Source organism: Rubellimicrobium arenae, from assembly GCF_017916275.1.
GTDB classification, from domain to species: Bacteria; Pseudomonadota; Alphaproteobacteria; order Rhodobacterales; family Rhodobacteraceae; genus Rubellimicrobium; species Rubellimicrobium arenae.
In genome coordinates this window covers 274,132-296,372 of sequence record NZ_JAFMST010000005.1, presented here as the reverse complement: position 1 = coordinate 296,372, position 22,241 = coordinate 274,132, and the positions used below count along the sequence as shown (strand labels likewise).

Below are 22,241 nucleotides of genomic sequence, written 5' to 3'. Positions count from 1 at the left end.
GCCCGCCGGGGGTCGCCTGGCGTCAGCTCCACCGGGCCAGGATGGCCCTGGCAGCCCGGAGCCCGGGGGGTTCCCCTCCTGCGCCGAGCCGCTGCATGGTCAACTCCATGGCGGCCCGCTGGGCGCCGGGGTTGGCCATGACCGAAAGCAGGGAGTCGGCGATCGGTCCGGGCTGGCAGTTGGGGCCAAGAAACTCGGGCACGGCACGGACATCCGAGACGATGTTCACAAGGGTTGCCGTGTCCACCTTAACCATCCAGCGCGCCACCTGCCAGGTCATCCAGGCCATGTCATAGGCGATCACCATCGGCGTCCCGCTTGCCGCCAACTCAAGCGAGACGGTTCCAGAGGCCGCCAGCGCCACATCGGCTGCCTTGAAGGCTGCCCTCTTTGCGCCTTGGGCCAGTGGGTCGCTCCGCGGATTGAGGATCACCGGCTTGAGGGGCCAGGAGGCCGTGAGGTCGCGCACCAGATCGGCGACAGGCCCGGCCGCCGGAAGCACGACTTGCGTCCCTGGGCGTGCGGCGGCCACGCGGCCCAAGGCCTCTCCGAACCGGGCGCTCAGTCGTTCGACCTCGCTCCGGCGCGAACCGGGCAGAGCGAGCACCAGGGGAGCATCCCCGATCCCGAGCGCGCTCCGGAAGGCCTGGGCCTCGGCTTGGGTGGCCACAGGTTCGGCCACGACCGGATGGCCGACGAAGTCGCAGGGAATGCCCTGCGCCTCCCAGAGCGGCGGCTCGAAGGGGAAGAGGGCCAGCAATTGGTCCGACACCCCCCGCAGCTTCCGCGCGCGCCCGGGCCGCCACGCCCAGATGGTCGGAGCAACGTAATGGACGCAGCGAACCGGAGCACCTGCCGCCTTGACCGCGCGCGCCACACGGAGGCCGAAATCAGGACTGTCGATCGTGAGCAGGATGTCCGGCCGCGACGCCAGCACCGCCTGAATGGTCTGATCGAGCCGCTGCCGAAGAAGCCGGTATCGTCCCAGCACCTCGACGACCCCCATGACGCTGAGATCCGACATCGGGAAAAGGCTCGAAAGCCCCTCTCCGGCCATCGCATCCCCGCCTACGCCTTCGAAGACCACGTCCGGGCGAAGGCTCTTCAGACCGGCCATTGCGGCGGCCCCCAGCCGGTCTCCCGAAGGCTCTCCGGCAAGGACGAAGACCTTCACTGCGAGGGCTCGCGGACCCAGAGCACGAGACCGGCCGCGTCGGCCGCGGAGATGGTCGCGCTGTGGTCCAGCATCATGACTCCGCCCGCCTCGATGACGATGGCGGACAGCCTGGACGCCCGCGCGAGTTCGACCGTTCCAGCGCCGATGACCGGCAGATCGGCCCGTCGATCCTGCCCAAGCTTGGGCGCCTTGTAGAAGAGCGCCCCCTCTGCATGCTCCCGCGCGGAGCGGAGCATGACATCCGTGCCGGGCGCCGCCTCGACCGCGATCACCTGGCCCCGGCGCACGATCAGGCCCTGGCCCACATCGGCAGGCGCCATGATCCGGTGAACCTGCTCGGCCCGAGCCGCATCGGCCTCGTGCTGGCGGGTCGGCTGGGCGACGCTCAAAATGCCGGGGGCGGGAAGGAGGGCGGGAACGAGGTCGTGGGCCGCCACGATGCCGAATCCCGCTTCCTCGAAAAGACTGAGGGCGGCCCGCAACGCGCCATCATCGCCCTGCCCCAATGCCGCAACGATCCGTGGCACCAAGGGGACGGTCGCCTTGTCGATCTGCCCTGGATCGATCGAGGGACGGCGAATGCCGCCGCTGAAGCACACCTGCCCGACGCCCAGGGCCCGGAGATGCTGCAGCAGGGTGCCCACATGCTCGACCCGGAACGTGACCGGTGCCCCTGCGGACGGGTTCAACTCGGTCCTGTCGCTGACGACACAGACGATGCTGGGCTCGCCCCGCTCGTGCAGAGCGCTCACCAGACGTGAGGTCAGCGGGTCGGGACTGCCAACGAGGGCGATCATCTCGGCGTCATGAACTGGCGGTCCGACCCGGCCAGCACGAAATCCGCCCATTCACGAACCAGCGCGCTCTCCGACTCAGCAAAGGACCGCATCCGTTCGAGGAAGGAACCCTCCCCTTCACGCAGGACCTGAAACGCGGCCCGCAGGGCCGAGATGTCGTCCCGCGGAATGCCCCGGCGCTTGAGGCCGACGAGGTTCAGGCCTTCGAGTTCGCTCCGCGGACCTTGGACGAGACCGTGGGGAATGACGTCATGCGTGATCTTGGACATCCCGCCGATCATGGCGCCGCGTCCGATCCGCACCCACTGATGCACCCCGGCAAGACCCCCGATGACGACGTCGTCGCCGACGGTGCAATGCCCCGCGATCGCCACGGAGTTGGCGACGATGACCCTGTCCCCGACCTGGGCGTCATGGGCCACGTGACAGTTCGCCATGAACAGGCACCCGTCTCCGATCCGCGTCTCACCCCCGCCACCGTCGGTGCCGATGTTCATGGTGACATATTCGCGGATGCGATTGCGCGCCCCGATCCGCAGGCGGGTCCGCTCGCCCGCGTATTTCAGATCCTGCGGGATCTCGCCAAGGACCGCGAAGGGAAAGACGACGGTCCCTGCCCCGATCTCGGTGTCGCCGGCCACCACGACATGCGACCGGAGCTCGACGCCGTCGCCCAGGACCGCGTCCGGTCCGACGACGCAGAACGGGCCGATCCGGACCCCCTGGCCGAGCCGCGCCCGGGGATCGACCAGTGCGGTGGCATGGACCTCCATCAGGCGCCCGCGCCCCAATCGACCATGGCCGCGAACTCGGCCTCGGCCGCCAGTTCGCCATCCACGGTCGCCCGGCCCGCAAAGCGCCAGACCTTTCCGCCCGGCTTGCCCCGCACGGTGGTCACGTCCATCAGGAGCTGGTCGCCGGGAACGACCTTGCGGCGGAACTTACAGTTGTCGATCGACATGAAGTAGATGAGCAGGTTCCCCCCGGTCAGCCCCAGGGAGGTGCCGATCATCACGCCTGCGGTCTGGGCCATGGCCTCCACGATGGTCACGCCGGGCATGACCGGCACCCCCGGGAAGTGACCCTGGAAATGCGGCTCGTTCATCGTGACGTTCTTGAGGCCCTGCGCCCGGGACGTACCCTCGATGTGACGGACGCGGTCCACCAGGAGGAACGGATAGCGGTGGGGCAGGATGCGCTGGATGAGGTGGATATCCGCCTCGGTGATCGCCGTTGGTTGGCCTCCCTCGGCAGCCGCCTGCTCCATTGCGCATCCCCTCTGACTATGCGGCGCCTGCCTAGCAACAAGCCCCCGCACCCGCAAGCGCCCCGGATCAGCCGTCCTGATCGGGGCCCGATGTGCCAGGCGCCGCCTCGGCCGGATCCGTGGACCCGGGCTCCTCCGGCTCCGGACTCGGCGGCGCCTCGGCTGGGCCGCTGTCCGTCGGCGTGGTGGAGCCGGCGCCGCCCTGTCCTTCGCCGAGTTGCTGGTCGATGGCCGTGATCGCTTCGTCGGTGATATCCACCAGACCCACGCTCAGAAAGACGTCACGCCGTTCCAGGATGACGGCGGCTCCGCTGTCGATCATCAGCCGGGCCAGAACGGGCGTGACGGCATTGAGGAAATCCTCGCGTCCCTTGCTGACGGCGGCCTCGAGCTCGCGCTGCTTGGCGTCCTGCTCGCTTCGGATCGACTGGACGCGGGTGTCGAAGGCTTCCGCTTCGGATCGGAACGCCTCGACCTCCATGCTGGGCCGACGGTCGGTAAGCGCACGCTCCTCGGCCGTCAGTTCGGTGGCCAGACGGTCATTCTCGGCGGCCAGCGCTTCTGTGCGGGCCTTCAGGTCCTCGTTGATACGCCGCCCGTAGCGCGTTTCGCTCAGGAGCCGGTCGACGTCGATCGTGAGGATCGGGCTCCGGATCTGCCCCATCGACAGGTCGGTCTGGGCCGCAACCCCCTGCGGAGCCGCGACCGCCAGGACGAGCGAGGCGATCAGGGCAAGGGCGCGCATCAGAACTGGGTTGAGACCGTCACGTCGAAGTTCTGAACCTCGTCATAATCCTCGGCGATGAGGGGACGGCTGAAGTTGAACCGGAGCGGGCCCAGAGGCGTGGTCCAGAACAGCGACAGGCCGGCGGTGGCGCGCGGTGTGAACTCATCGCCCAGGATGCGGTCGCCTTCGGGCGCGTCCACGCCGACATCCCAGACCGAGCCGTAGTCCACGAACGCCCCGCCCGAGACGCCATATTCCTCCGGAACGGGAAGCGGGAACTCGGCCTCGAGGCGGGCGACGGCATAGGTATTTCCGCCCAGCGCGTCGTCCGTGTCCTCGTCCCGCGGCCCGATGCCGCCACGCTCGAACCCGCGCATGATCCGGGAGCCAAGGAAATATCGGTCCGTCACACGGCTGTCGCCATCCGTGAAGTTCAGGATCCCGCCTTCGACCGTCGCCCGCAGGGTGAGATCCTCACCCCAGACCTTGGTTTCAGCCGAAGCGAGCGCCGAGGTCTGGATGAACATCCGGTCGCCGAATCCATACTCCTGACCGGCGCGGATCAAGTAGTTGGTCGGCGTGTCGATGTTGTTCCGCCGGGTGTCGAAGCTGAAGGTGAACCCGACCGAGTTCGTCCAGATGCCGCCATCGTCGGCCTCGTTCTTGATGATCTGGCTCGCGTCCTCATCGACATCGGTGATGTCAGTGAACTCGGTGGCATAAAACACGTTCAGCCGGCCGCGTTCGCTGATCGGAAAGCCCAGCGACGGCGAAAGGCGGAAGTTGTTGGTGTCGTAAAGCGCGCTGGCGTTGTCCGTCTGACGGAAGTTGAGGCTGATGCCACCTTCCAGATCGCGCCCCAGGAACTGCGGCTCGGTGAAGTCGAAGGACAGCCGCCGGTTGTCCTGGCCGGTCGAGATGCTGAAGTTCAGCTCCTGCCCGCGGCCCAGGAAGTTGTCTTCGGAGAAGCTGGCGATCAGCGCCGGACCGTCATCGCTCGAGTAGTTGACGCCGAAGGACAGCGACCCGGTCGGTTTCTCCTCGACGTTGACGTCGATCACGACTTGGTCGGGCGCGGTCCCGGCGCGCGCCTCGACGTCGGCGTTGGCGAAGTAGCCGAGCGCGCGAATCCGCTCGGCGGACTCGCGGATCTCGCGCGGGTTGAACGGATCCCCCTCGACCGCGCGAAACTGGGACCGAATGACCCGGTCCAGCGTGGTCGCGTTCCCCTCGATGTCGATCCGCTCGACGAAGATGCGGTCCCCGGGAACGAGCGCATATTCAAGGTTGAGGATGCGTCCCCGCTCGTCGCGGGTGATGCGGGGGTCCACACGGACGAAGTTGATCCCCCGCCGGAGCGCCACGGCCTCGATCCGGGAGATGTCGTTGTCGATCGCCACCGGCGAATAGGTCTGTCCGCGATGGACCCTGATGACCGACTGGAAGATCGCGGGATCTGCCTCGGGGATCGCACTGGTGACGGCGACGTTGCCGAAGGTGAATTGCTGGCCTTCCTGAATGTTGAAGGTGATCAGGTAGGCGTCACGCTCCCGCGTGAGGTTCACGTTCACATCGTTGATGGTGAAGTCGGCATAGCCGCGGGACCGGTAGAAGTCGGTCAGGAGCTGCCGGTCCAGGTCGATGCGCTCCGCCACGAAGGTGTCGCTGCCGATGATCGCGCGCAGCAAGCCGGCCTGCCGCGTTTCGAGCACATTCCGGAGACGACGCTCGGAGAAGCTGCGGTTCCCGACGAACGAGATCCGCTCGACCTCGGTGACGCCACCTTCGGCGACCTGGAACACGAGATCGACCCGGTTGTCGTCGCGGCGGATGATGGACGGGGTCACGACGGCGTTGACGCGGCCGGCGGTCACATAGGCCTGCGTGATCGCGGCGGTGTCCTGTTCGGCCTGCGTCGGGGAGTAGACCCGCCGCTCAACGGACTTCACCAGAGCCGAAAGCTCCTCGTCCGAAAGGGACGAGTTCCCTTCGAAGTTGATCCTGTTGATCGTTGGCCATTCCTGCACGCGGATGACCAGGGTGCTGCCCTCGGGAACCACGTCCACGGCTTCGAAGAGCCCGGACGAGCGCAGCGCCTGCGCGGCGTCGTTCAGCTGGCCCGCCGACACGGCTTCGCCCTGCGAGATGCCGGCACGGGCCAGGATGGTTCCCGTCTCGATCCGCTGGTTGCCCTCGACCCGAACCGAGTTGAAGCTGAAGGTCTGGGCGCCGAGCGCGAAAGGCGTGGTCGAAACCAGGACCGCCGCCATCACGCGGGCGCGCCATGCCGCGCGTTTCGTGCGCCACTGGGAACCGCTCATCTCCACCGCCCGCTTCTTGTGCTTATGCGGGCTCAGGCGTAGCCGCATCCAGACCTGTTGTCAAAAGCCACGCGGCCCCTTGGCGAGAGGTCAACCCAGAGCGCGGGATGCAAGCCACGCTGCCAGGATCAAGGCCCCACCCACTGTGAAGAGGGCCATCGCCCATTCCGCCAGGATCACCCCCAGCATCGTCGCCGCCCGAGCGGCGGGCAGAATCCTCGTCATCCCTATGGTCTCCCTTCTGGGACACCTTGCGGGAAGGTTCTTACGATTCGGTAACCAGCCCGTCAGGGGCAGAGGAAAAGGTCGTTCGCGACAGCCCAGAACATCAGGGTCAGCAGGAGAGAGAGCCCAGCCGCCATGAGAACCCGCAGCGCCCGATCCCCCGGCGGGCGACCGGTAACCGCCTCCCAGGCGTGGAAGACCAGATGCCCGCCATCGAGGACGGGAATCGGGAACAGGTTCATGAGGCCGACAGCGGCGGACAGGACAGCCAGGAACGACAGGAAACTCGAGGTGCCCTGAGAGGCCATGGCGCCCGAGGTTTCGGCGATTCCCACCGGCCCCGACAGGTTGCAGGTCGAGATGGCCCCGGTCAGCATATGCCCGATCCCCGACAAGGATGAACTGAGCACGAACCAGAGCTGCCCGACTGCGTCGCCGATGGCCGTCGGCAACCCCGGAGTCTCGGTCCGGGCCTCGAAGAACGGAGCGGCCGAGAGCCCGACAAGCCAGCGTGTCTCGAAGCCTCCGCCCGGCAGCGGCATGTCCGCCCGCCTCGGCACGACGGTGAACTCGTGCTCCTGGCCGTCGCGCCAGATCAGAAGCCCCATAGGACGCCCGTCGGACACACGGACCGCCTCGACGAGGTCGTCGAAGGCCTGGACGGGGCGGCCGTCGAGTTCGAGGACCACGTCGCCGGCACGGATCCCCACGTCCCATGCGGCGCTGTTCGGCGAAACCGAGGCGGCGACCGGCGGGAACGGGAACGGTCCCGGCACGGTCAACTCCTCATCGTCCCGACGGATCCTGTAGTCGACGGTCGCGGCCGATGGCAGTTCGGCGGCCACGTCGGCCAGGGAGTCGACGGTGACGGACCGGCCCGCAATCGCGAGGATCTGGTCACCTTCCCGCAGATCCTGCACATACCCCGGAGGCAAGGGCTCCAGCCGTTCGATGGTCAAGGGATCGACCGGGCGGCCCTGGGTGAGGATCAAGACGAGGAACAGGACGATCGTCAGGAGGAAATTAGCAAAGGGTCCCGCAGCCACGGTCGCGGCCCGCGCCCAAAGCGGCGCGCCCAGCATCGTGTGGCGGCGATCCGTGCCTGCGGGCGCCGAACCTGCCCCGACCGAGGCGGCATTGGCATCCCCCAGGAACTTGACGTATCCCCCCAGCGGCAGGGCCGCCACCTGCCAGCGCGTGCCGTGGCGATCCGTGCGCGAAAACAGCACGGGCCCGAACCCCAGCGAGAAGACCTCGGCCTTGATGCCGGTCCAACGTCCGACGATGTAGTGGCCGTATTCGTGGATCGCGACAATGATCGACAGGGCCACCACGAAGGCAATGAGCGTAAAGGCCAGGTTGCCGAACTGCGGCAGGAATTGCGTCACGTCCACCTGGTCACTCCCCTATGCGCGCCACGGCATCTCCGGCCCGCAGGCGGGCGATCCGATCGGCCTCGAGGACATCCTCGAGGATCGGTGTCGCGTCATGGGAACTTAGGCGTGGAAAGGCCGGATCGCCACCCAGGCGGTCAAGGGTCTCCGTCACGACGGATGCCATGTCGGTGAAACGGAGGCTGCGCGCAAGGAACGCATCCAGCGCAACCTCCTTGGCCGCGTTGAACGCAGCCCCCGACAGGCCGCGGGCCTCCATCACCCGACGCGCGAGGGCAAGGGCCGGATAACGCTCGACCTCGGGGGCGCGGAAGTTGAGCTGCCCGATCCTCGCCAGATCCAGCCGCTCGACCGGCAATTCGGCGCGGGCGGGATGGTTCAGGGCGAAGCCGATCGCATGACGCATGTCGGGCGCGCCGAGATGCGCCATCAGGGCACCATCCCGGAACCCGACGAGCGCGTGGATCAGGCTTTCCGGATGGATGAGGACCTCCACGGACCGGGGCTCAAGGTTGAACAGCTCCCGCGCTTCGATGATCTCGAGCGCCTTGTTGAACATCGAGGCCGAATCGATGGTGATCCTCTGCCCCATGGCCCAGTTCGGGTGGGAGGAGGCCTGCTCCACGGTCGCCGTGCAAAGACGTTCGAGCGGCCAGTCGCGGAACGCCCCGCCCGAGGCCGTGAGGATCACGCGCTCGACCTCGCGCGCGTCTTCCCCGCGAAGCGCCTGGAAGATCGCGGAATGCTCGCTGTCCACGGGCAGGATCGTCGCTCCGCTCGCCTTTACGCTGGCCATCACCAGCGGGCCGGCTGCCACCATCGTTTCCTTGTTGGCGAGCGCCAGGGTCCCGCCACGGCGCAGGACCTCCAGGCTGGGCAACAGTCCCGCAGCCCCCACGACGGCATTGATGCTCCAATCCGCAGGCCGGGCCGCAGCCTCGGCCACGGCGGCCGCACCGGCCGCGACCTCGATCCCCGTCCCTGAGAGACACTCCTTGAGCGCCGAGTAGAGCTGGTCGTTCGCCGTCACCGCGAGCTTTGCCCGCATCCGCATCGCGTCCTGCGCCAGCAGGTCGATGTTGGCCGCGCCGGTCAGTGCCTCGACCTCGAACTCGTCCGGCCGCCGGGAGATCAGGTCGAGGGTGTTCTGACCGATGCTTCCCGTCGCGCCCAGGACGGTGATGCGCCTCACGTCGGGCCCCCGGGGACGCCCACCACGGCACTGACCAGCAGCATGAACAGCGAAGCCCCCAGCATCGCGTCGAACCGGTCGAACAACCCGCCATGCCCGGGAATGAGGGCCGACGAGTCCTTGACGCCCATGCGTCGCTTCAGCGCGCTTTCGGCGATGTCGCCCCATTGGGACGCCACGCTCAGCAGGATGGACAGCGGCACCATCTGCGGACCCAGACCCGCGAAGCTGCTGAAGATCATGCCGACCGCCGCCGCGCCGACCCAGCCCGCGATCGTCCCCGACCATGTCTTCTTCGGACTCACGCGGGGCCAGAATTTCGGCCCGCCGATCAGTCGGCCCGCGAAATAGCCTGCGACGTCGGTCATGACGACGACGCCGATCAGCCAAAGGAGCCAGTAGAAGCCGTATTCCAGACGGAAGGTCACCAAGCCCCAGCCTGCGACCTGGACCCCCAGCGCAAAGGCGAAGAAGGTCAGCCGCTCACGCTTCAGGGTCACCGCGCCGCCGATCGCAGCCAGCAGGAACAGGACGAGCCCCCAGGTCTCCTGCAATTCGAGCTGGCCGGAAAGCACGCTGGCCACGAGGGCCGCCAGCAGCATCCCGCGCGTGGGTCCCTGCGGCTCGATCATGGTCCAGAGTTCCCAGATCATCACCGCCGTCACGAAGACGGTGACCATCTGGAACCAGACCCCGCCCGCGACGACGCAGGCCGTCCCGATCCCGATCATGACGGCAGCCGAGGCCGCCCGCGGCCCCAGATCGGCCCATCGCGACGGATCGGCGGGCGTTCTCACGCCGGGGCCTTCACCCCGCCATACCGGCGGTCGCGGGCCGCGTAGTTCTGGACGATGCGCCCGAATTCGGACGCGGAGAAATCGGGCCAGAGCGTGTCGATGAACTCGTACTCGGCATAGGCCGACTGCCAGAGCAGGAAGTTCGAGATCCGGGCCTCGCCCGAGGTGCGGATCACAAGGTCGGGGTCCGGCAGGACATGGGTGTCGAGGAACCGCGCCAAGGTCTCGGCGTCCACGTCCTTGTGGCTCAGCCGCCCCATCTCGATCTCGTAGGCGAGCCGCTTGGCGGCCCGGGTCACCTCGTCGCGCCCGCCATAGTTCAGGGCGATGGTGAGGTGCACCCGGTCGTTGCCCGAGGTGAGCAGCTCCAGGTCATCCATCAGTGTCACGAGCTTGTGGTCGAGACGGATCCGGTCACCGATGAAGCGCACGCGCACGCCCCGTCGGTAGAGATCCTGCGCCTCGCGCTGGATGTAGCGACGGAAGAGCGACATCAGTCCGGCAACCTCGGACTGGGTCCGCTTCCAGTTCTCGGTCGAGAACGCGAAGATCGTGAGATACTTCACCCCGTAGTCGGGGCAGGCCTCGACGATCTCCCGGACCCGCTTTGCGCCGGCGTGGTGCCCGAGGAGACGCGGCCGTCCGCGCATCTGGGCCCAACGGCCATTGCCGTCCATGATGATCGCCACGTGCCGGGGTCCGGCCGGGCCGGCACCCCGCGGGGCGTCCGTCTTGCTGTCTAGGGCCATGGCCGAACTCCGGATTAGGTCAGGTCAGACCTGCATGATTTCGGCCTGCTTGGCCTCGAGCGTTTGGTCGACCACCTTGATGTAGCGATCGGTGAGGTCCTGGACCTCGGACTCCCAGAACTTCACGTCGTCCTCGGACAGGCCGTTGGTCTTGGCCTTCTTGATCTGGTCCATCCCGTCGCGGCGCAGGTTCCGCACGGCCACGCGGGCGTGCTCGGCGTAGTTGGCCGCGACCTTGGACAGCTCGCGCCGCCGCTCCTCGTTCAGCTCGGGAATCGGGAGCATGATGATGGTGCCGTTGGTCTGCGGGTTGATCCCCAGGCCCGAGTCGCGGATCGCCTTCTCGACCTTGGAGACCATGCCACGGTCCCAGACGTTGATCGTCACCATCCGCGGCTCCGGCACGTTGATGGTGCCGAGCTGGTTGACCGGGGTCATCTGTCCATAGGCCTCGACCTGGATGGGCTCGAGCATGGAGCCCGAGGCGCGGCCGGTGCGCAGCGAGGCGAACTCTGTCCGGAGCGAGGCAATGGCCCCTTCCATCCGGCGCTGGAGGTCGTCGGTGTCGAGTTCGAAGTCGTCAGACATGAGGGTATCGTCCCGAGGTTCGTCGCGGGTTTGGTGCTCTATATCCGCATCGCGACGAGGTTGTATAGGTGCGACGGACGTCGGGCCGTCCAGCTTGTTCCTGGCTGTGCACAAAAGCCCCTGCCAGCCCCAATTGTGTTTGCAATAAGGCGCTTACAGGGCGCTCCGGTTTCAGGGCTTCTCATAGGCGCTGCCGTCCTCGGCCCGCCGTGGCTCGGCGACATACCGCCCCTGCCGGGGGACGGCCACCTGGGGGAACTCCTGGGCCAGGCGATGAAGCGCGGCTCTCATCTCGGCCCCGTGCAGCGGCTTGCCATGCATCGTGAGCGCGATCTCGGGCTCCAGCTCCGCCAGCACCCCGACCGAATGCCCGGCCGCCGGCCAGTCCACCGTGAAGTACATCGGCGGGCCATGCATCTGCGGCTCCTGTATCGCCACCTGATAGGCGGACTCCTGTCCCGTGGTCACGAAGGCGTCCCCGGCCAGGAGGCAGCGATCCGCCTCGCGCCAGAACGAGACATGGCCGACGGTGTGTCCCGGCGTATGGAGCCAGCGCCAGCCCGGCAGGAAGGGCACGCTTCCATTCGCCGGGAGATCGTGAAGTCGGGCTCCGACATCGACGGGCTTGGGAGAGAAGAGCGGCGAGAGCAGGGCCATCAGGCCCCCGCCCACGCTCGGGTCCCCCGGCGGATAGGCGGCGGAGCCGTCGAGATACGGCCGCTCCAGGGGATGGGCGTAGACCGGGACGTCCCATTCCTCGGCCAAGGCCTCGAGCGCGCCGACATGGTCGATGTGCCCGTGCGTCATGACAATGGCGGCGGGCCGGGATGCCTCACCGAACCTTGCCGCCGCCGCGCTGCGGATGAAGCCCCTGGTCCCGGGCAGTCCGGCGTCGATCAGGACCCACCCACGGTCGGGCGCTCCGGGCGGCCCGACGAAGACCACGTTGACCATTCCGAGCCGCCGGTAGGCGACGTCAGGCGTCACCTCCCGGGTCTTGTCGGCCCTTGCGGCGTCCAGCACGGGATGCGTGGCCACCGCCTCGTCTGGCACGGGAATCTGCTCGGCCATCCTCGCCTCCGCCGTTGGGTCGGGCGGACAACGGGCGCTGGCCTGAGCGGGTTCCGGTCAGCCGTGGACCGTCGTGTAGGTTCCGCGCCCCGCGAGGATGCCCCGGAACCCGCCGGGCTCGTCGAGCGAGAAGACGATGATCGGCAGGTTGTTGTCCCGCGCGAGCGCGATGGCGGATGCGTCCATCACGCCGAGGTTCTTGGTCAGGACCTCGGTGTAACCCACATGGTCGAACCGTTTGGCATCGGCGTGCTTCTTGGGATCCTTGTCATAGACCCCATCGACCTTGGTGCCCTTGAAGATGGCCTCGCAGCTCATCTCCGAGGCGCGCAGGGTCGCGGCCGTGTCGGTCGTGAAATAGGGGTTCCCGGTGCCGGCCGCAAAGATGCAGACGCGCTTCTTCTCGAGATGACGGACGGCGCGGCGGCGGATGTAGGGCTCGCAGACCTGATCCATCGGAATGGCGCTGATCACCCGGGTGAAGACGCCAAGGGCCTCCAGGGAGGACTGCATGGCGAGCGCGTTCATCACGGTCGCCAGCATCCCCATGTAGTCCGCCGTGGTCCGCTCCATCCCCTGGGCCGAGCCCTGGAGCCCGCGGAAGATGTTGCCGCCGCCGATCACCATGCAGATCTCGACGCCAAGATCGCGGACGCTCTTCACCTCGCGGGCGATCCGCTCCACGGTGGGCGGGTGCAGGCCGAAGCCCTGGTCGCCCATCAGCGCTTCGCCCGAGATCTTGAGCATGACGCGCTTGAACGTTGGCTGGGAGGACTGGAACTCCGGCGTTTCCGTTACGTCGTTCATCCGCTGCCTCCGCCTGCTTCCACCGGCGCCTCCAATGTCGCAAAGAGCGGAGGGATTCAATGGGAGGCAGCGATGGATCTGCGCGGGATTCCCCCGAACCGGCCCGTGCTGATCGCCGGGCCGACCGCATCCGGCAAGTCGGCCCTGGCGATCCGGATCGCACGCGACGCGGGCGGGATCATCGTGAATGCCGACGCGCTGCAGGTCTATTCCGGCTGGCGGGTCCTGACCGCGCGCCCGTCGCCCGAGGAGGAGCGGGACATCCCCCATGCGCTGTTCGGTCATGTGGGGATGGAGCAGGCCTACTCCGTCGGACACTGGCTCCGCGATGTAGGGCCGCTGCTGGACGGCCCTCTCCGTCCGGTCATCGTCGGCGGGACAGGGCTCTACTTCAGCGCCCTCACCGAGGGTCTGGCCGAGATCCCCGCGACGCCGCCCGAGGTCCGCGCCGAGGCCGACGGCCTGAGCCTCGAGACGCTCCTGTCCGGGCTGGACCCGCGCACTGCGGCCGGTCTCGACCAGCGCAACCGCGCCCGCGTCCAGCGGGCCTGGGAAGTTCGAACCGCCACCGGGCGCGGCTTGGCCGACTGGCAGGCCGACACGCCACCGCCGCTCCTGCCCCTGCCCCGCGCCCACGCCGTCGTTCTGCGGCCGGAGGTGCCCTGGCTCAATGCGCGAATCGAGGCCCGGTTCGATTCGATGCTGGCCCAAGGCGCGGTCGAGGAGGTGGAGGCGCTACTCCCCGTGTGGCGGGCCGGCACCCCGGCGTTTCGGGCTCTTGGCGCCGAGGAGATCCGAGCTTGGCTTGTTGGCGAAATAACGAGGAGCGAGGCCACGGAGCGTGCCGTGATCGCGTCACGCGCTTACGCCAAACGGCAACGGACCTGGTTCAGGTCGCGAATGGCATCCTGGCCCCCGATTTCGCTGCCCTGAGGTCGCTTTGGCGAGCCAAGGAGTCGAAAGCGCGCATTGACCTCGCGGGGCCCGCCGTGCCCAATGCGCAAAGCCGCGCGTGGTGCCGGTCCGGCCCGATCTGGACCGCACCCACAAGAATGCGGCGAAGGGGAGACAAGATGACGCTTCACACCACAGCCCTCCGCGCCGTGCATCCGGCGGCCCTGCTGTACGCCGAGGAGGCGAAGGCCGGGCTGCTGTCCCGGCGTGAGTTCCTGACCCGTGCCACGGCGCTGGGCGTGGCGTCGGCCACCGCCTACGGCCTGATCGGGCTTCCCTCGCCGGCCAATGCCCAGGACGCGACGACCCCGGTCCAGGGCGGCACGCTGCGGATGAACATGGAAACGCGGGCGACCAAGGACCCCCGCACCTGGGACTGGTCCGAGATCGCGAACTTCGGTCGTGGCTGGCTGGACTACATGGTCGAGTATGAGCCCGACGGGTCGCTTCGCCCCATGCTGCTGGAGAGCTGGGAGGCGAACGAGGACGCGACGGAATGGACGCTGAAGGTGCGCCAGGGCGTCAAATGGAACAACGGCGACGACTTCACCGCCGAGGACGTCGTGAACAACATCCGCCGCTGGTGCGACGGCACCGTCGAGGGCAACTCGATGGCAGCCCGGTTCGGCGGCCTCATGGATGCCGCGACGAGCCAGATGCGCGAGGACGCGGTCGAGATCGTCGACCCCGCCACCATCCGGCTCAAGCTCTCCGAGCCTGACATCGCCGTCGTCGTGAACATGGCCGACTACCCGGCTGCCGTCGTCCACCAGAGCTACGACAACGGCGATCCCGCCGCGAACCCCATCGGGACCGGCGCCTTCCTGCCCGAGACCAACGAGGTCGGGGTCAAGCAGGTGCTGGTCCGCAACCCCGACCATACCTGGTGGGGCACAGCGGTCTATGGTGGCCCCTACCTCGACCGGATCGAGTACATCGACTACGGCACCGACCCCGCCGCCGTGCTCGCGGCCGCCGAGTCGGGCGAGGTCGATGCGACCTACCAGACGACCGGCGACTTCATCGACATCTACGACGGCCTGGGCTGGGTGAAATCCGAAGCCGTGACGGCCACCACCCTCGCCGTGCGCTTCAACCAGAGCCAGCCGCCCTATGACAACGTCGAGGTGCGCAAGGCGCTCCAGATGGCGGTGGACAACAACGTCGTGCTCGAGCTCGGCTACAACAATCTTGGCGTCGTGGCCGAGAACCACCACGTCTGCCCCATCCACCCCGAATATGCCGAGCTCCCGCCTCCCGTGGTGGACCCGGCCGGGGCGAAGGCTGCCCTCGAAGCCGCCGGGCAGGCCGACACCGAGTTCGAGCTGATCTCACTCGACGACTCGTTCCAGGCCGCCACCTGCGACGCCGTCGCCGCGCAGATCCGGGACGCCGGGATCAACATCAAGCGGACGGTCCTTCCGGGGTCGACGTTCTGGAACGACTGGCTGAACTACCCCTTCTCGGCGACGCAGTGGGTGATGCGCCCCCTTGGCGTGCAGGTCCTGAACTTGGCCTACAAGTCCGGCGTGGCCTGGAACGAGACCGCCTTCGCCAATCCGGAGTTCGACGCCGCGCTGGCGCAGGCCAACTCGATCAGCGACGCCGATCAGCGTCGGGAGGTCATGGCGACGCTCGAGAAGATCATGCAGGACCAAGGGGTTCTGATCCAACCCTACTGGCAGTCCCTGTACCGGCACACCACGGCCCAGGTTCATGGGGCGGAGCAGCATCCGATCTATGAGCACCACCACTACAAGTGGTGGAAAGAGGCCGCGTCCTGAGCGGCGGCGGAACCACCGTGGAAGGGCGCGTCCACCTGCGCGCCCGTCCGGCCCCCTCCGCGCGGGCCTGAGGGCGTGGGAAGGGGACGACCTCCATGCTGCTGTTTCTCGTCAAGCGCCTCGTCACGATGCTGGTCACGGCCATCTGCCTGACCATCGTCGTCTTCGCCCTGACCAACCTTCCTCCCAACCTCGAGAAGATCGCCAAGTCCGAGATCGGCACGCGGATCTCGGACGCGGAAGTGACATCCTGGCTGGACAAGAACGGCTTCGGGGCGCCGCTGCTGGTCCGTTACGGTGAATGGCTGGGCCTACTCCCGGGTTGGACACGGACCGACGAGAATGGCGTCGTCTACGGCCGCTGCATCCGTGAGGGCGAGGATCCTGCGACGGCTCCCATCCGTTGCGGGGTGCTCCAGGGCGAATGGGGCTATTCCCGCGTCTTCCGGCAGGAGGTGGCCGACGTCATCGCCCGCGGCCTCGGCCTGACGGGCAAGCTCATGTTCTGGGTCCTGCTCGTGATGGTGCCCGGTGCGCTGCTGACCGGCGTCCTCGCCGGGATGCGGGAGGGATCGCGCACGGATCGGGCCCTGTCCACCGCCTCGATCGTCGCCACGGCGACCCCGGAATACGTGTCCGGCGTCGTCTTCATCGCCGTGTTCACCTCGTCCGCGGTGGGCCTGAAGTGGTTCAACGGCTCGGCCACATCGGCCATGGACGATGCGACGCTCGTCAACTTCACCCTCCCGGTGCTGACTGTCGCGCTCTATGCGATGGGTTACGTCGCCCGCATGACCCGGGCCTCGATGGCCGAGGTCATGACGGCGCAGTACATCCGGACAGCGCGGCTCAAGGGCGTGAGCTTTCCAAAGATCGTCCTGCGTCATGCACTTCGCAACGCGCTGATCGCCCCGTTCACGGTCATCATGCTTCAGATCCCCTGGCTCCTGAACGGCGTCGTGATCGTGGAAACGCTGTTCAACTACAAAGGCTTTGGCTGGACGCTGGTGCAGGCGGCCGGGAACAACGACATCGACCTGCTGCTGGGGGTGTCCGTGGTGTCGGTCATCGTCGTGCTGCTGACCCAACTCATCTCGGACGTGGGGTACGTGTTCCTCAATCCCCGCATCCGCCTCGCCTGAGAGGAAGAGACCATGGAACCCATGACCTGGACCGGCAGCCTTGGGTTCGTCCTGAACCCCCTCCTGCTGGCGGGCGGAGTTCTCCTCCTGGTGGCGGTCGTGCTGTCGGTCCTGATCCGCCTGGTCACGCCAGAGCCGCAGGTCACGGTGAGCCCGGATGGCACGCTCGCGGTCCATCCCGGACTACGCAGCTACACGAGCCTGGCGGTCCGGGCCGCCGGCGCCCTGCTCGTTGCGACGCTGCTGGCCTATGTCCTGGGGGGCATCCTGCTACCTTGGGGTCAGGCAGGGATCGTGGGCGCCATCGCGCGCCGGTTCCTCCCGGTCTGGGTGGCCCTGATCCTGACCTTCACGTTGTCGATAGCTTACAGCCCGCATCTCGGTCTCTACGGGAGGCTGTTCGACTCCACCGTCGGCAAGATCGGCTTCGGGCTCGTGATGTTCTGGGTGTTCACCGCCCTGAGCGTGGGGGTGTTCGGCTGGATCGCCACGCATGACCCGCTCGCCGCCGTATCGGGCCTCAAGAACAAGCCTCCCGGAATACCGGTTCCGGGGGTCGACCTGCTCGGTCCTGGGTCGCATTATCTGCTGGGCGGGGACAACCTGGCCCGGGACGTGTTTTCGCGGGTCGTGCATGGCTCGTGGATCGTGGTGCAGATCGCTCCGATCGCCACCTGCTTCGCCTTCATGGTGGGGATCACGCTGGGCCTACCAGCGGGGTACTATGGTGGCCGGCTCGACACCGCGATCTCGTTCCTGGCGAACCTGATCCTCGCCTTCCCTGTCATCCTCCTCTTCTATCTCCTTGTCACGCCAGAAATCGTTCAGACCGGCATCCCCAGCTTCATGGCGGCGGGGCTGTTCATCTTTCCCCTGGTCTTCGTCGGCGTCCTCATCTGGTCGCGCTACCGGACCGAGCCGCGCCGCGCGATGACGATGCTGGGCGTCATCCTGGCCGTGATGGGATGGGGCTACCTTTCGCTGATCAGCCAAGCTGGAACACCCCTGGCCTTCATGGGGCCGGTCGACCTGTTCGATGTCCCGCCGGGGGTGCTCGTGGTGTTCGTGTCCGTGGTCTTCGTCAATTCACCGACAGTGTTCCGGATCGTCCGGGGTCTCGCCATGGACATCAAAACGCGGGACTACGTGGCGGCCGCCCAGACCCGGGGGGAACGGCCCTGGTACATCATGCTTTGGGAGATCCTGCCGAACGCCCGGGGGCCATTGATCGTCGATTTCTGCCTCCGGATCGGCTATACGACCATTCTCCTGGGAACCCTGGGCTTCTTCGGCCTCGGACTGCCCCCCGAAAGCCCTGACTGGGGCTCGACGATCAACGCGGGACGGCAACTGCTTGCCGTGTTCCCGCACCCCGCCATCGTGCCCGCCGTCGCCCTGCTGAGCCTTGTCCTGGGGCTCAACCTCCTGGCGGACGGCTTGCGCGAAGAGAGCCTGAGGGACTGAGGACATGAACGCATCCCATGGCCTGGGCACGATGGAATCCGCCGCCGCGCTGCTCGAGATGGAGCGTGGCCCCATCCTCGAGATCGATGATCTCTCGATCTCCTTCTTCACCCGCACCCGCGAGATCCCGGCCGTCATGTCGTTCTCGTGCTCGGTCATGCCTGGCGAGGCCGTTGGGCTGGTCGGGGAATCCGGGTGCGGCAAATCCACCGTGGCGCTGGGCGTCATGCAGGATCTCGGGGTTAACGGACGGGTCGTCGGAGGGTCGATCCGCTTCAAGGGCCGCGATCTCGCCAGGATGACTCCGGCCGAGTTGCGTCAGATCCGCGGCTCGGAGATCGCGATGATCTACCAGGAGCCGATGGCGTCCCTCAACCCGGCGCTGACCATCGGGCGGCAGTTGATGGAAGTCCCGATGATCCACCAGGGCGCCAGTTCGGCCGAGGCGCGTGCCCGCGCGCTCGAGGTCGTGGGCGACGTCAAGCTTCCCGATCCCGAGCGGATCCTCCGGTCCTATCCCCACCAGTTGTCCGGGGGGCAGCAGCAGCGGATCGTCATCGCCATGGCGCTGATGTCCCGGCCGTCGCTCCTGATCCTGGATGAACCGACGACCGCGCTGGACGTGACGGTCGAGGCCGCGGTGGTCGAGCTGGTGAAGGAGCTCGGGCGGAAGTACGGGACCTCCATGCTGTTCATCAGCCACAATCTCGGGCTGGTCCTGGAAACCTGCGACCGCATCTGCGTCATGTATTCGGGCGAAGCCGTTGAACGTGGCCGGGTCGGCGACGTCTTCGACCAGATGAGGCATCCCTACACCCAAGCCCTGTTCCGGTCGATCCCGCTGCCCGGCGCCGACAAGAACCTGCGTCCTCTCAAGAGCATACCGGGCAATTTTCCCCTGCCACATGAACGACCGCCCGGCTGCAACTTCGGGCCGCGCTGTTCCTATTTCCAGCAAGGCCGTTGCGACGCGCAGGATGTACCCATGTTCCCCGTGGACGGTGGCGACCGGCATGAATCCCGATGCCTCCGCGTGCGGGAGATCGACTGGAGCGCCCCGGACACGATCGCATCCGAGCAGGAGAAGTTGGCGCCCGGTCCTGTGGTGCTCCGGCTGGAAGACCTCAAGAAGTACTACGAGGCGGGGAGCAGCGCCTTCGGCGGCAAGGCCAGGCGCGTCGTGAAGGCCAATGAGACGCTGAGCTTCGAGGCTCGCGAAGGTGAAACGCTCGCCATCGTCGGGGAGTCGGGCTGCGGCAAGTCGACCTTCGCCAAGGTCCTCATGGGCCTCGAGACCGCGACGAGCGGGCGCATCACCCTGTTCAACCAGGACATCCAGTCGACGCCCATCCAGGCGCGCGATCCGGGCACCGTGTCGAAAGTGCAGATGGTGTTCCAAAATCCGTTCGACACCCTCAACCCATCGATGACCGTCGGCCGCCAGATCACGCGCGCCCTGGAGGTCTTTCGGATGGGGCGCTCCGGCCACGAGCGTCGCGAGATGATGCTGCGCCTTCTTGATGTCGTGAAGCTGCCGCGTGCCTTTGCCGACCGGATGCCGCGGCAACTCTCGGGCGGGCAGAAGCAGCGTGTCGGAATCGCCCGGGCTTTTGCCGGCAGCGCCAAGGTGGTCATCGCGGACGAGCCCGTGTCAGCCCTGGATGTTTCCGTCCAGGCCGCCGTGACCGAGCTCCTCATGGAGATCCAAAGGAAAGAGCGGACGACGCTCCTGTTCATCAGCCACGACCTGTCCATCGTCCGCTATCTGAGCGACCGGGTGCTCGTGATGTATCTGGGGCATGTGGTGGAGATCGGGACGACCGATCAGGTCTTCGCGCCGCCCTACCACCCCTACACCGAAGCCCTGTTGTCAGCGGTGCCGATTGCCGACACGAAGGTGGAAAAGACCCATATCGTGCTCGAAGGTGAGATCCCGTCGGCGATGAACCCGCCCCCCGGATGCCCCTTCCAGACCCGGTGCCGCTGGAAGAGCGCGGTTCCGGGTGGTCTCTGCGAACGGCAGGTTCCCCCGATGCGCACGCTCGCGCCCGGGCACCAGATCAAGTGCCATCTGCCCGAAGAGGAACTGCAACGGATGCAGCCGGTGATCCGCCTCGCGGCCACCTAGTCGAACAGCAGCGCGCGCTTGGGTTAGGGTGCCAGCCCACCGGTCCGGCCGCTCCGCAACGGGGCCGGGCCTTCAGTGACCCCAAATAGCCTTTACATAGCCCTGCGTTTCCGCATAGGGCGGGACCCCGCCATACTGCTGAACCGCTTCGGGGCCGGCATTGTAGGCTGCGAGCGCAAGGTCCCAGGTCCCGAACCGTTCATACTGGCGGCGCAGGTAACGTGCGCCCCCTTCTAGGTTCTGGCTCGGGTCGGTCGGATCGACGCCCAGCAGCCGGGCCGTGTCCGGCATCAGCTGAGCCAATCCGATGGCGCCCTTGGGAGAGACGGCGCCCTGGTACCAGCCCGACTCCTGCTGGACCAGGCGGAGGTACAGATCCTCGGGCACGTTATGGCGGCGCGCGGCCTCGCGGGCGACTTCGATCAGGGGCCCATCATAACGCCCATTGTAGGACGCCACCGGAAGCTCGGGCAGTTCCACCCGGGGGGGCTGCAGCCGCGTGGAGTTGTTGTACTGCTGAGCCGCCCGGCCATCGAGCACGGACAGTTGCGACGCGAACAGTCCGGGCCGATTCATGGTCGAGATCGTATCGGCGGCCGCGGATTGAGCCATCCAAAGACCCAGTACGCATCCACCCAGCAGGACCGACGATCCCTGAAAGCGCATTGCCAACCTGTCCCGGTTCCCTTTTCGTGTCCGGCTAGCCTACCCAATCTGACGAACTTTGCCAGATCGTTCTTGCGGCTTATCCACAGTCCGAGGCACGGGGCGGCGGCCGAGATCGTGGTGACGGCTCCAAGATCTGCCCTTCTGTCCCGCCGCCCGACGCGCCTCATGGGGTCCGGCCCCTGCCACGACCTTGCTCCCTGTGCCGTCGGGGTCTCCGGTGCCGCCCCGCGGGAGTTGCACTCGGGCGTCGCCCGCCTGAATTCCGGCCGGCTCCGGAGTTCGCGGGTTCATGCCGTGGACCCGCATCTGTAAGGCCCTTACAGGTGCGGGGATCGGCCGTGTTCCGCTTTCATTCCGGGGCATGACATGGTCTAACTGCGTGACGCACGACGCGACGAGACAAAGGAGAGAGCCATGGCGGGCTCGGTGAACAAAGTAATCCTCGTGGGGAACCTGGGCCGCGACCCCGAGGTGCGGAGCTTCCAGAACGGTGGAAAGGTGGTCAACCTGAGGATCGCGACCTCCGAGAACTGGAAGGACCGCAACACCGGGGAGCGCAAGGAGCGCACCGAATGGCACTCGGTCGCCATCTTCGACGAGAACCTCGCCCGCGTGGCCGAGCAGTACCTCAAGAAGGGGTCGACGGTGTACATCGAAGGGCAGCTCGAGACCCGGAAGTGGCAGGACCAGTCCGGCCAGGACCGCTACACGACCGAGATCGTCCTGCGGCCGTTCCGCAGCTCGCTGACCATGCTGGGTGGCCGGGGCGGCGACTCGGGCGGGGCCGATACCTACGCTGACAACGAGCAGGGCGGCGGCTACGGCGGCGGTGGCCGCGGTGGGTACGGCGGAGGCTCGTCGGGCTCGGGCGGCGGCTACGGCGGGGGCCGGAGCGGCGGTGGCGGCTCCGACCTCGACGACGACATCCCGTTCTGATCCGAAGCGACCGGCCGCGGCTTCGTCAACGGCAGATGGACGGTTCAGGGCG

The 22,241-nt window shown here is 67.2% G+C and carries 21 protein-coding genes; 6 read left to right on the top strand and 15 right to left on the bottom strand.

Going from position 1 to position 22,241, the window contains the following annotated elements:
* Positions 1-22 precede the first annotated feature (22 nt).
* The 14 genes from lpxB to pyrH form a co-directional block, all read right to left on the bottom strand.
* Positions 23-1,174 (bottom strand): lipid-A-disaccharide synthase, encoded by a 1,152-nt coding sequence (lpxB, locus tag J3P31_RS10145; protein ID WP_210528312.1) that lies wholly within the window; start codon positions 1,172-1,174, stop codon positions 23-25.
* Positions 1,171-1,974, bottom strand: coding sequence for an LpxI family protein (locus tag J3P31_RS10140; protein ID WP_210528311.1), 804 nt, complete (start codon positions 1,972-1,974; stop codon positions 1,171-1,173). Before J3P31_RS10140 ends, lpxB begins: the two co-directional genes overlap by 4 nt.
* Complete coding sequence (gene lpxA / locus J3P31_RS10135; RefSeq protein WP_438270294.1) at positions 1,971-2,747, bottom strand: acyl-ACP--UDP-N-acetylglucosamine O-acyltransferase; 777 nt, start codon at positions 2,745-2,747, stop codon at positions 1,971-1,973. Before lpxA ends, J3P31_RS10140 begins: the two co-directional genes overlap by 4 nt.
* Complete coding sequence (gene fabZ, locus J3P31_RS10130) at positions 2,747-3,241, bottom strand: 3-hydroxyacyl-ACP dehydratase FabZ (protein ID WP_210528310.1); 495 nt, start codon at positions 3,239-3,241, stop codon at positions 2,747-2,749. Before fabZ ends, lpxA begins: the two co-directional genes overlap by 1 nt.
* 67 nt (positions 3,242-3,308) lie before the next feature.
* The gene (locus J3P31_RS10125; protein WP_210528309.1) at positions 3,309-3,986 is read right to left on the bottom strand and encodes an OmpH/Skp family outer membrane protein; all 678 of its coding nucleotides are present in this window, start codon (positions 3,984-3,986) and stop codon (positions 3,309-3,311) included.
* Complete coding sequence (gene bamA / locus J3P31_RS10120) at positions 3,986-6,289, bottom strand: outer membrane protein assembly factor BamA (RefSeq protein ID WP_246849397.1); 2,304 nt, start codon at positions 6,287-6,289, stop codon at positions 3,986-3,988. The genes J3P31_RS10125 and bamA overlap by 1 nt, the downstream gene beginning before the upstream one ends.
* A 90-nt stretch (positions 6,290-6,379) precedes the next feature.
* Positions 6,380-6,514 (bottom strand): hypothetical protein, encoded by a 135-nt coding sequence (locus tag J3P31_RS21615; protein WP_256439143.1) that lies wholly within the window; start codon positions 6,512-6,514, stop codon positions 6,380-6,382.
* Between the two features lie 62 nt (positions 6,515-6,576).
* A complete protein-coding gene (gene rseP / locus J3P31_RS10115) occupies positions 6,577-7,908 on the bottom strand; it encodes an RIP metalloprotease RseP (RefSeq protein WP_210528308.1) in 1,332 nt (443 codons plus the stop codon).
* A 4-nt stretch (positions 7,909-7,912) separates the two neighbouring features.
* The gene (dxr, locus tag J3P31_RS10110) at positions 7,913-9,100 is read right to left on the bottom strand and encodes a 1-deoxy-D-xylulose-5-phosphate reductoisomerase (RefSeq protein WP_210528307.1); all 1,188 of its coding nucleotides are present in this window, start codon (positions 9,098-9,100) and stop codon (positions 7,913-7,915) included.
* A complete protein-coding gene (locus J3P31_RS10105) occupies positions 9,097-9,897 on the bottom strand; it encodes a phosphatidate cytidylyltransferase (RefSeq protein ID WP_210528306.1) in 801 nt (266 codons plus the stop codon). Before J3P31_RS10105 ends, dxr begins: the two co-directional genes overlap by 4 nt.
* The gene (gene uppS / locus J3P31_RS10100) at positions 9,894-10,646 is read right to left on the bottom strand and encodes a polyprenyl diphosphate synthase (protein ID WP_210528305.1); all 753 of its coding nucleotides are present in this window, start codon (positions 10,644-10,646) and stop codon (positions 9,894-9,896) included. Before uppS ends, J3P31_RS10105 begins: the two co-directional genes overlap by 4 nt.
* 24 nt (positions 10,647-10,670) lie before the next feature.
* Positions 10,671-11,234 carry a ribosome recycling factor gene (gene frr / locus J3P31_RS10095; protein WP_210528304.1) on the bottom strand — a complete coding sequence of 188 codons (564 nt, stop codon included), beginning with the start codon at positions 11,232-11,234 and terminating at the stop codon, positions 10,671-10,673.
* 171 nt (positions 11,235-11,405) lie between these two features.
* The gene (locus J3P31_RS10090; RefSeq protein ID WP_210528303.1) at positions 11,406-12,305 is read right to left on the bottom strand and encodes an MBL fold metallo-hydrolase; all 900 of its coding nucleotides are present in this window, start codon (positions 12,303-12,305) and stop codon (positions 11,406-11,408) included.
* A 57-nt stretch (positions 12,306-12,362) separates the two neighbouring features.
* Positions 12,363-13,112, bottom strand: a complete 750-nt coding sequence (gene pyrH / locus J3P31_RS10085; protein WP_210528302.1) for a UMP kinase — start codon at positions 13,110-13,112, stop codon at positions 12,363-12,365.
* Between the two features lie 72 nt (positions 13,113-13,184).
* On the opposite strand from pyrH, the gene miaA reads away from it, so the two are divergent.
* The 5 genes from miaA to J3P31_RS10060 all read left to right on the top strand — a co-directional run bounded on the left by miaA (position 13,185) and on the right by J3P31_RS10060 (position 20,584).
* Positions 13,185-14,045 (top strand): tRNA (adenosine(37)-N6)-dimethylallyltransferase MiaA, encoded by an 861-nt coding sequence (miaA, locus tag J3P31_RS10080; RefSeq protein ID WP_210528301.1) that lies wholly within the window; start codon positions 13,185-13,187, stop codon positions 14,043-14,045.
* 140 nt (positions 14,046-14,185) lie between these two features.
* A complete protein-coding gene (locus J3P31_RS10075; RefSeq protein WP_210528300.1) occupies positions 14,186-15,850 on the top strand; it encodes an ABC transporter substrate-binding protein in 1,665 nt (554 codons plus the stop codon).
* A gap of 95 nt (positions 15,851-15,945) precedes the next feature.
* A complete protein-coding gene (locus J3P31_RS10070) occupies positions 15,946-16,992 on the top strand; it encodes an ABC transporter permease (RefSeq protein ID WP_210528299.1) in 1,047 nt (348 codons plus the stop codon).
* Between the two features lie 12 nt (positions 16,993-17,004).
* Positions 17,005-18,456, top strand: coding sequence for an ABC transporter permease (locus J3P31_RS10065; protein ID WP_210528298.1), 1,452 nt, complete (start codon positions 17,005-17,007; stop codon positions 18,454-18,456).
* A 58-nt stretch (positions 18,457-18,514) separates the two neighbouring features.
* A complete protein-coding gene (locus tag J3P31_RS10060) occupies positions 18,515-20,584 on the top strand; it encodes a dipeptide ABC transporter ATP-binding protein (RefSeq protein WP_210528369.1) in 2,070 nt (689 codons plus the stop codon).
* A gap of 72 nt (positions 20,585-20,656) precedes the next feature.
* Here the strand turns inward: J3P31_RS10060 and J3P31_RS10055 are convergent, their stop codons facing one another.
* Complete coding sequence (locus J3P31_RS10055) at positions 20,657-21,196, bottom strand: lytic transglycosylase domain-containing protein (RefSeq protein ID WP_246849398.1); 540 nt, start codon at positions 21,194-21,196, stop codon at positions 20,657-20,659.
* 471 nt (positions 21,197-21,667) lie between these two features.
* On the opposite strand from J3P31_RS10055, the gene ssb reads away from it, so the two are divergent.
* The gene (ssb, locus tag J3P31_RS10050) at positions 21,668-22,189 is read left to right on the top strand and encodes a single-stranded DNA-binding protein (RefSeq protein ID WP_210528296.1); all 522 of its coding nucleotides are present in this window, start codon (positions 21,668-21,670) and stop codon (positions 22,187-22,189) included.
* Positions 22,190-22,241: the final 52 nt, after the last annotated feature.

Excerpts from the sequence above, each read along its gene's own strand:
- J3P31_RS10140 (WP_210528311.1), bottom strand. The coding sequence starts at position 1,974 with ATGATCGCCCTCGTTGGCAGTCCCGACCCGCTGACCTCACGTCTGGTG.
- lpxA (WP_438270294.1), bottom strand. The coding sequence starts at position 2,747 with ATGGAGGTCCATGCCACCGCACTGGTCGATCCCCGGGCGCGGCTCGGC.
- fabZ (WP_210528310.1), bottom strand. The coding sequence starts at position 3,241 with ATGGAGCAGGCGGCTGCCGAGGGAGGCCAACCAACGGCGATCACCGAG.
- J3P31_RS10125 (WP_210528309.1), bottom strand. The coding sequence starts at position 3,986 with ATGCGCGCCCTTGCCCTGATCGCCTCGCTCGTCCTGGCGGTCGCGGCT.
- bamA (WP_246849397.1), bottom strand. The coding sequence starts at position 6,289 with ATGAGCGGTTCCCAGTGGCGCACGAAACGCGCGGCATGGCGCGCCCGC.
- J3P31_RS21615 (WP_256439143.1), bottom strand. The coding sequence starts at position 6,514 with ATGACGAGGATTCTGCCCGCCGCTCGGGCGGCGACGATGCTGGGGGTG.
- uppS (WP_210528305.1), bottom strand. The coding sequence starts at position 10,646 with ATGGCCCTAGACAGCAAGACGGACGCCCCGCGGGGTGCCGGCCCGGCC.
- frr (WP_210528304.1), bottom strand. The coding sequence starts at position 11,234 with ATGTCTGACGACTTCGAACTCGACACCGACGACCTCCAGCGCCGGATG.
- J3P31_RS10090 (WP_210528303.1), bottom strand. The coding sequence starts at position 12,305 with ATGGCCGAGCAGATTCCCGTGCCAGACGAGGCGGTGGCCACGCATCCC.
- pyrH (WP_210528302.1), bottom strand. The coding sequence starts at position 13,112 with ATGAACGACGTAACGGAAACGCCGGAGTTCCAGTCCTCCCAGCCAACG.
- miaA (WP_210528301.1), top strand. The coding sequence starts at position 13,185 with ATGGATCTGCGCGGGATTCCCCCGAACCGGCCCGTGCTGATCGCCGGG.
- J3P31_RS10075 (WP_210528300.1), top strand. The coding sequence starts at position 14,186 with ATGACGCTTCACACCACAGCCCTCCGCGCCGTGCATCCGGCGGCCCTG.
- J3P31_RS10070 (WP_210528299.1), top strand. The coding sequence starts at position 15,946 with ATGCTGCTGTTTCTCGTCAAGCGCCTCGTCACGATGCTGGTCACGGCC.
- J3P31_RS10065 (WP_210528298.1), top strand. The coding sequence starts at position 17,005 with ATGGAACCCATGACCTGGACCGGCAGCCTTGGGTTCGTCCTGAACCCC.
- J3P31_RS10060 (WP_210528369.1), top strand. The coding sequence starts at position 18,515 with ATGGAGCGTGGCCCCATCCTCGAGATCGATGATCTCTCGATCTCCTTC.
- J3P31_RS10055 (WP_246849398.1), bottom strand. The coding sequence starts at position 21,196 with ATGGCTCAATCCGCGGCCGCCGATACGATCTCGACCATGAATCGGCCC.
- ssb (WP_210528296.1), top strand. The coding sequence starts at position 21,668 with ATGGCGGGCTCGGTGAACAAAGTAATCCTCGTGGGGAACCTGGGCCGC.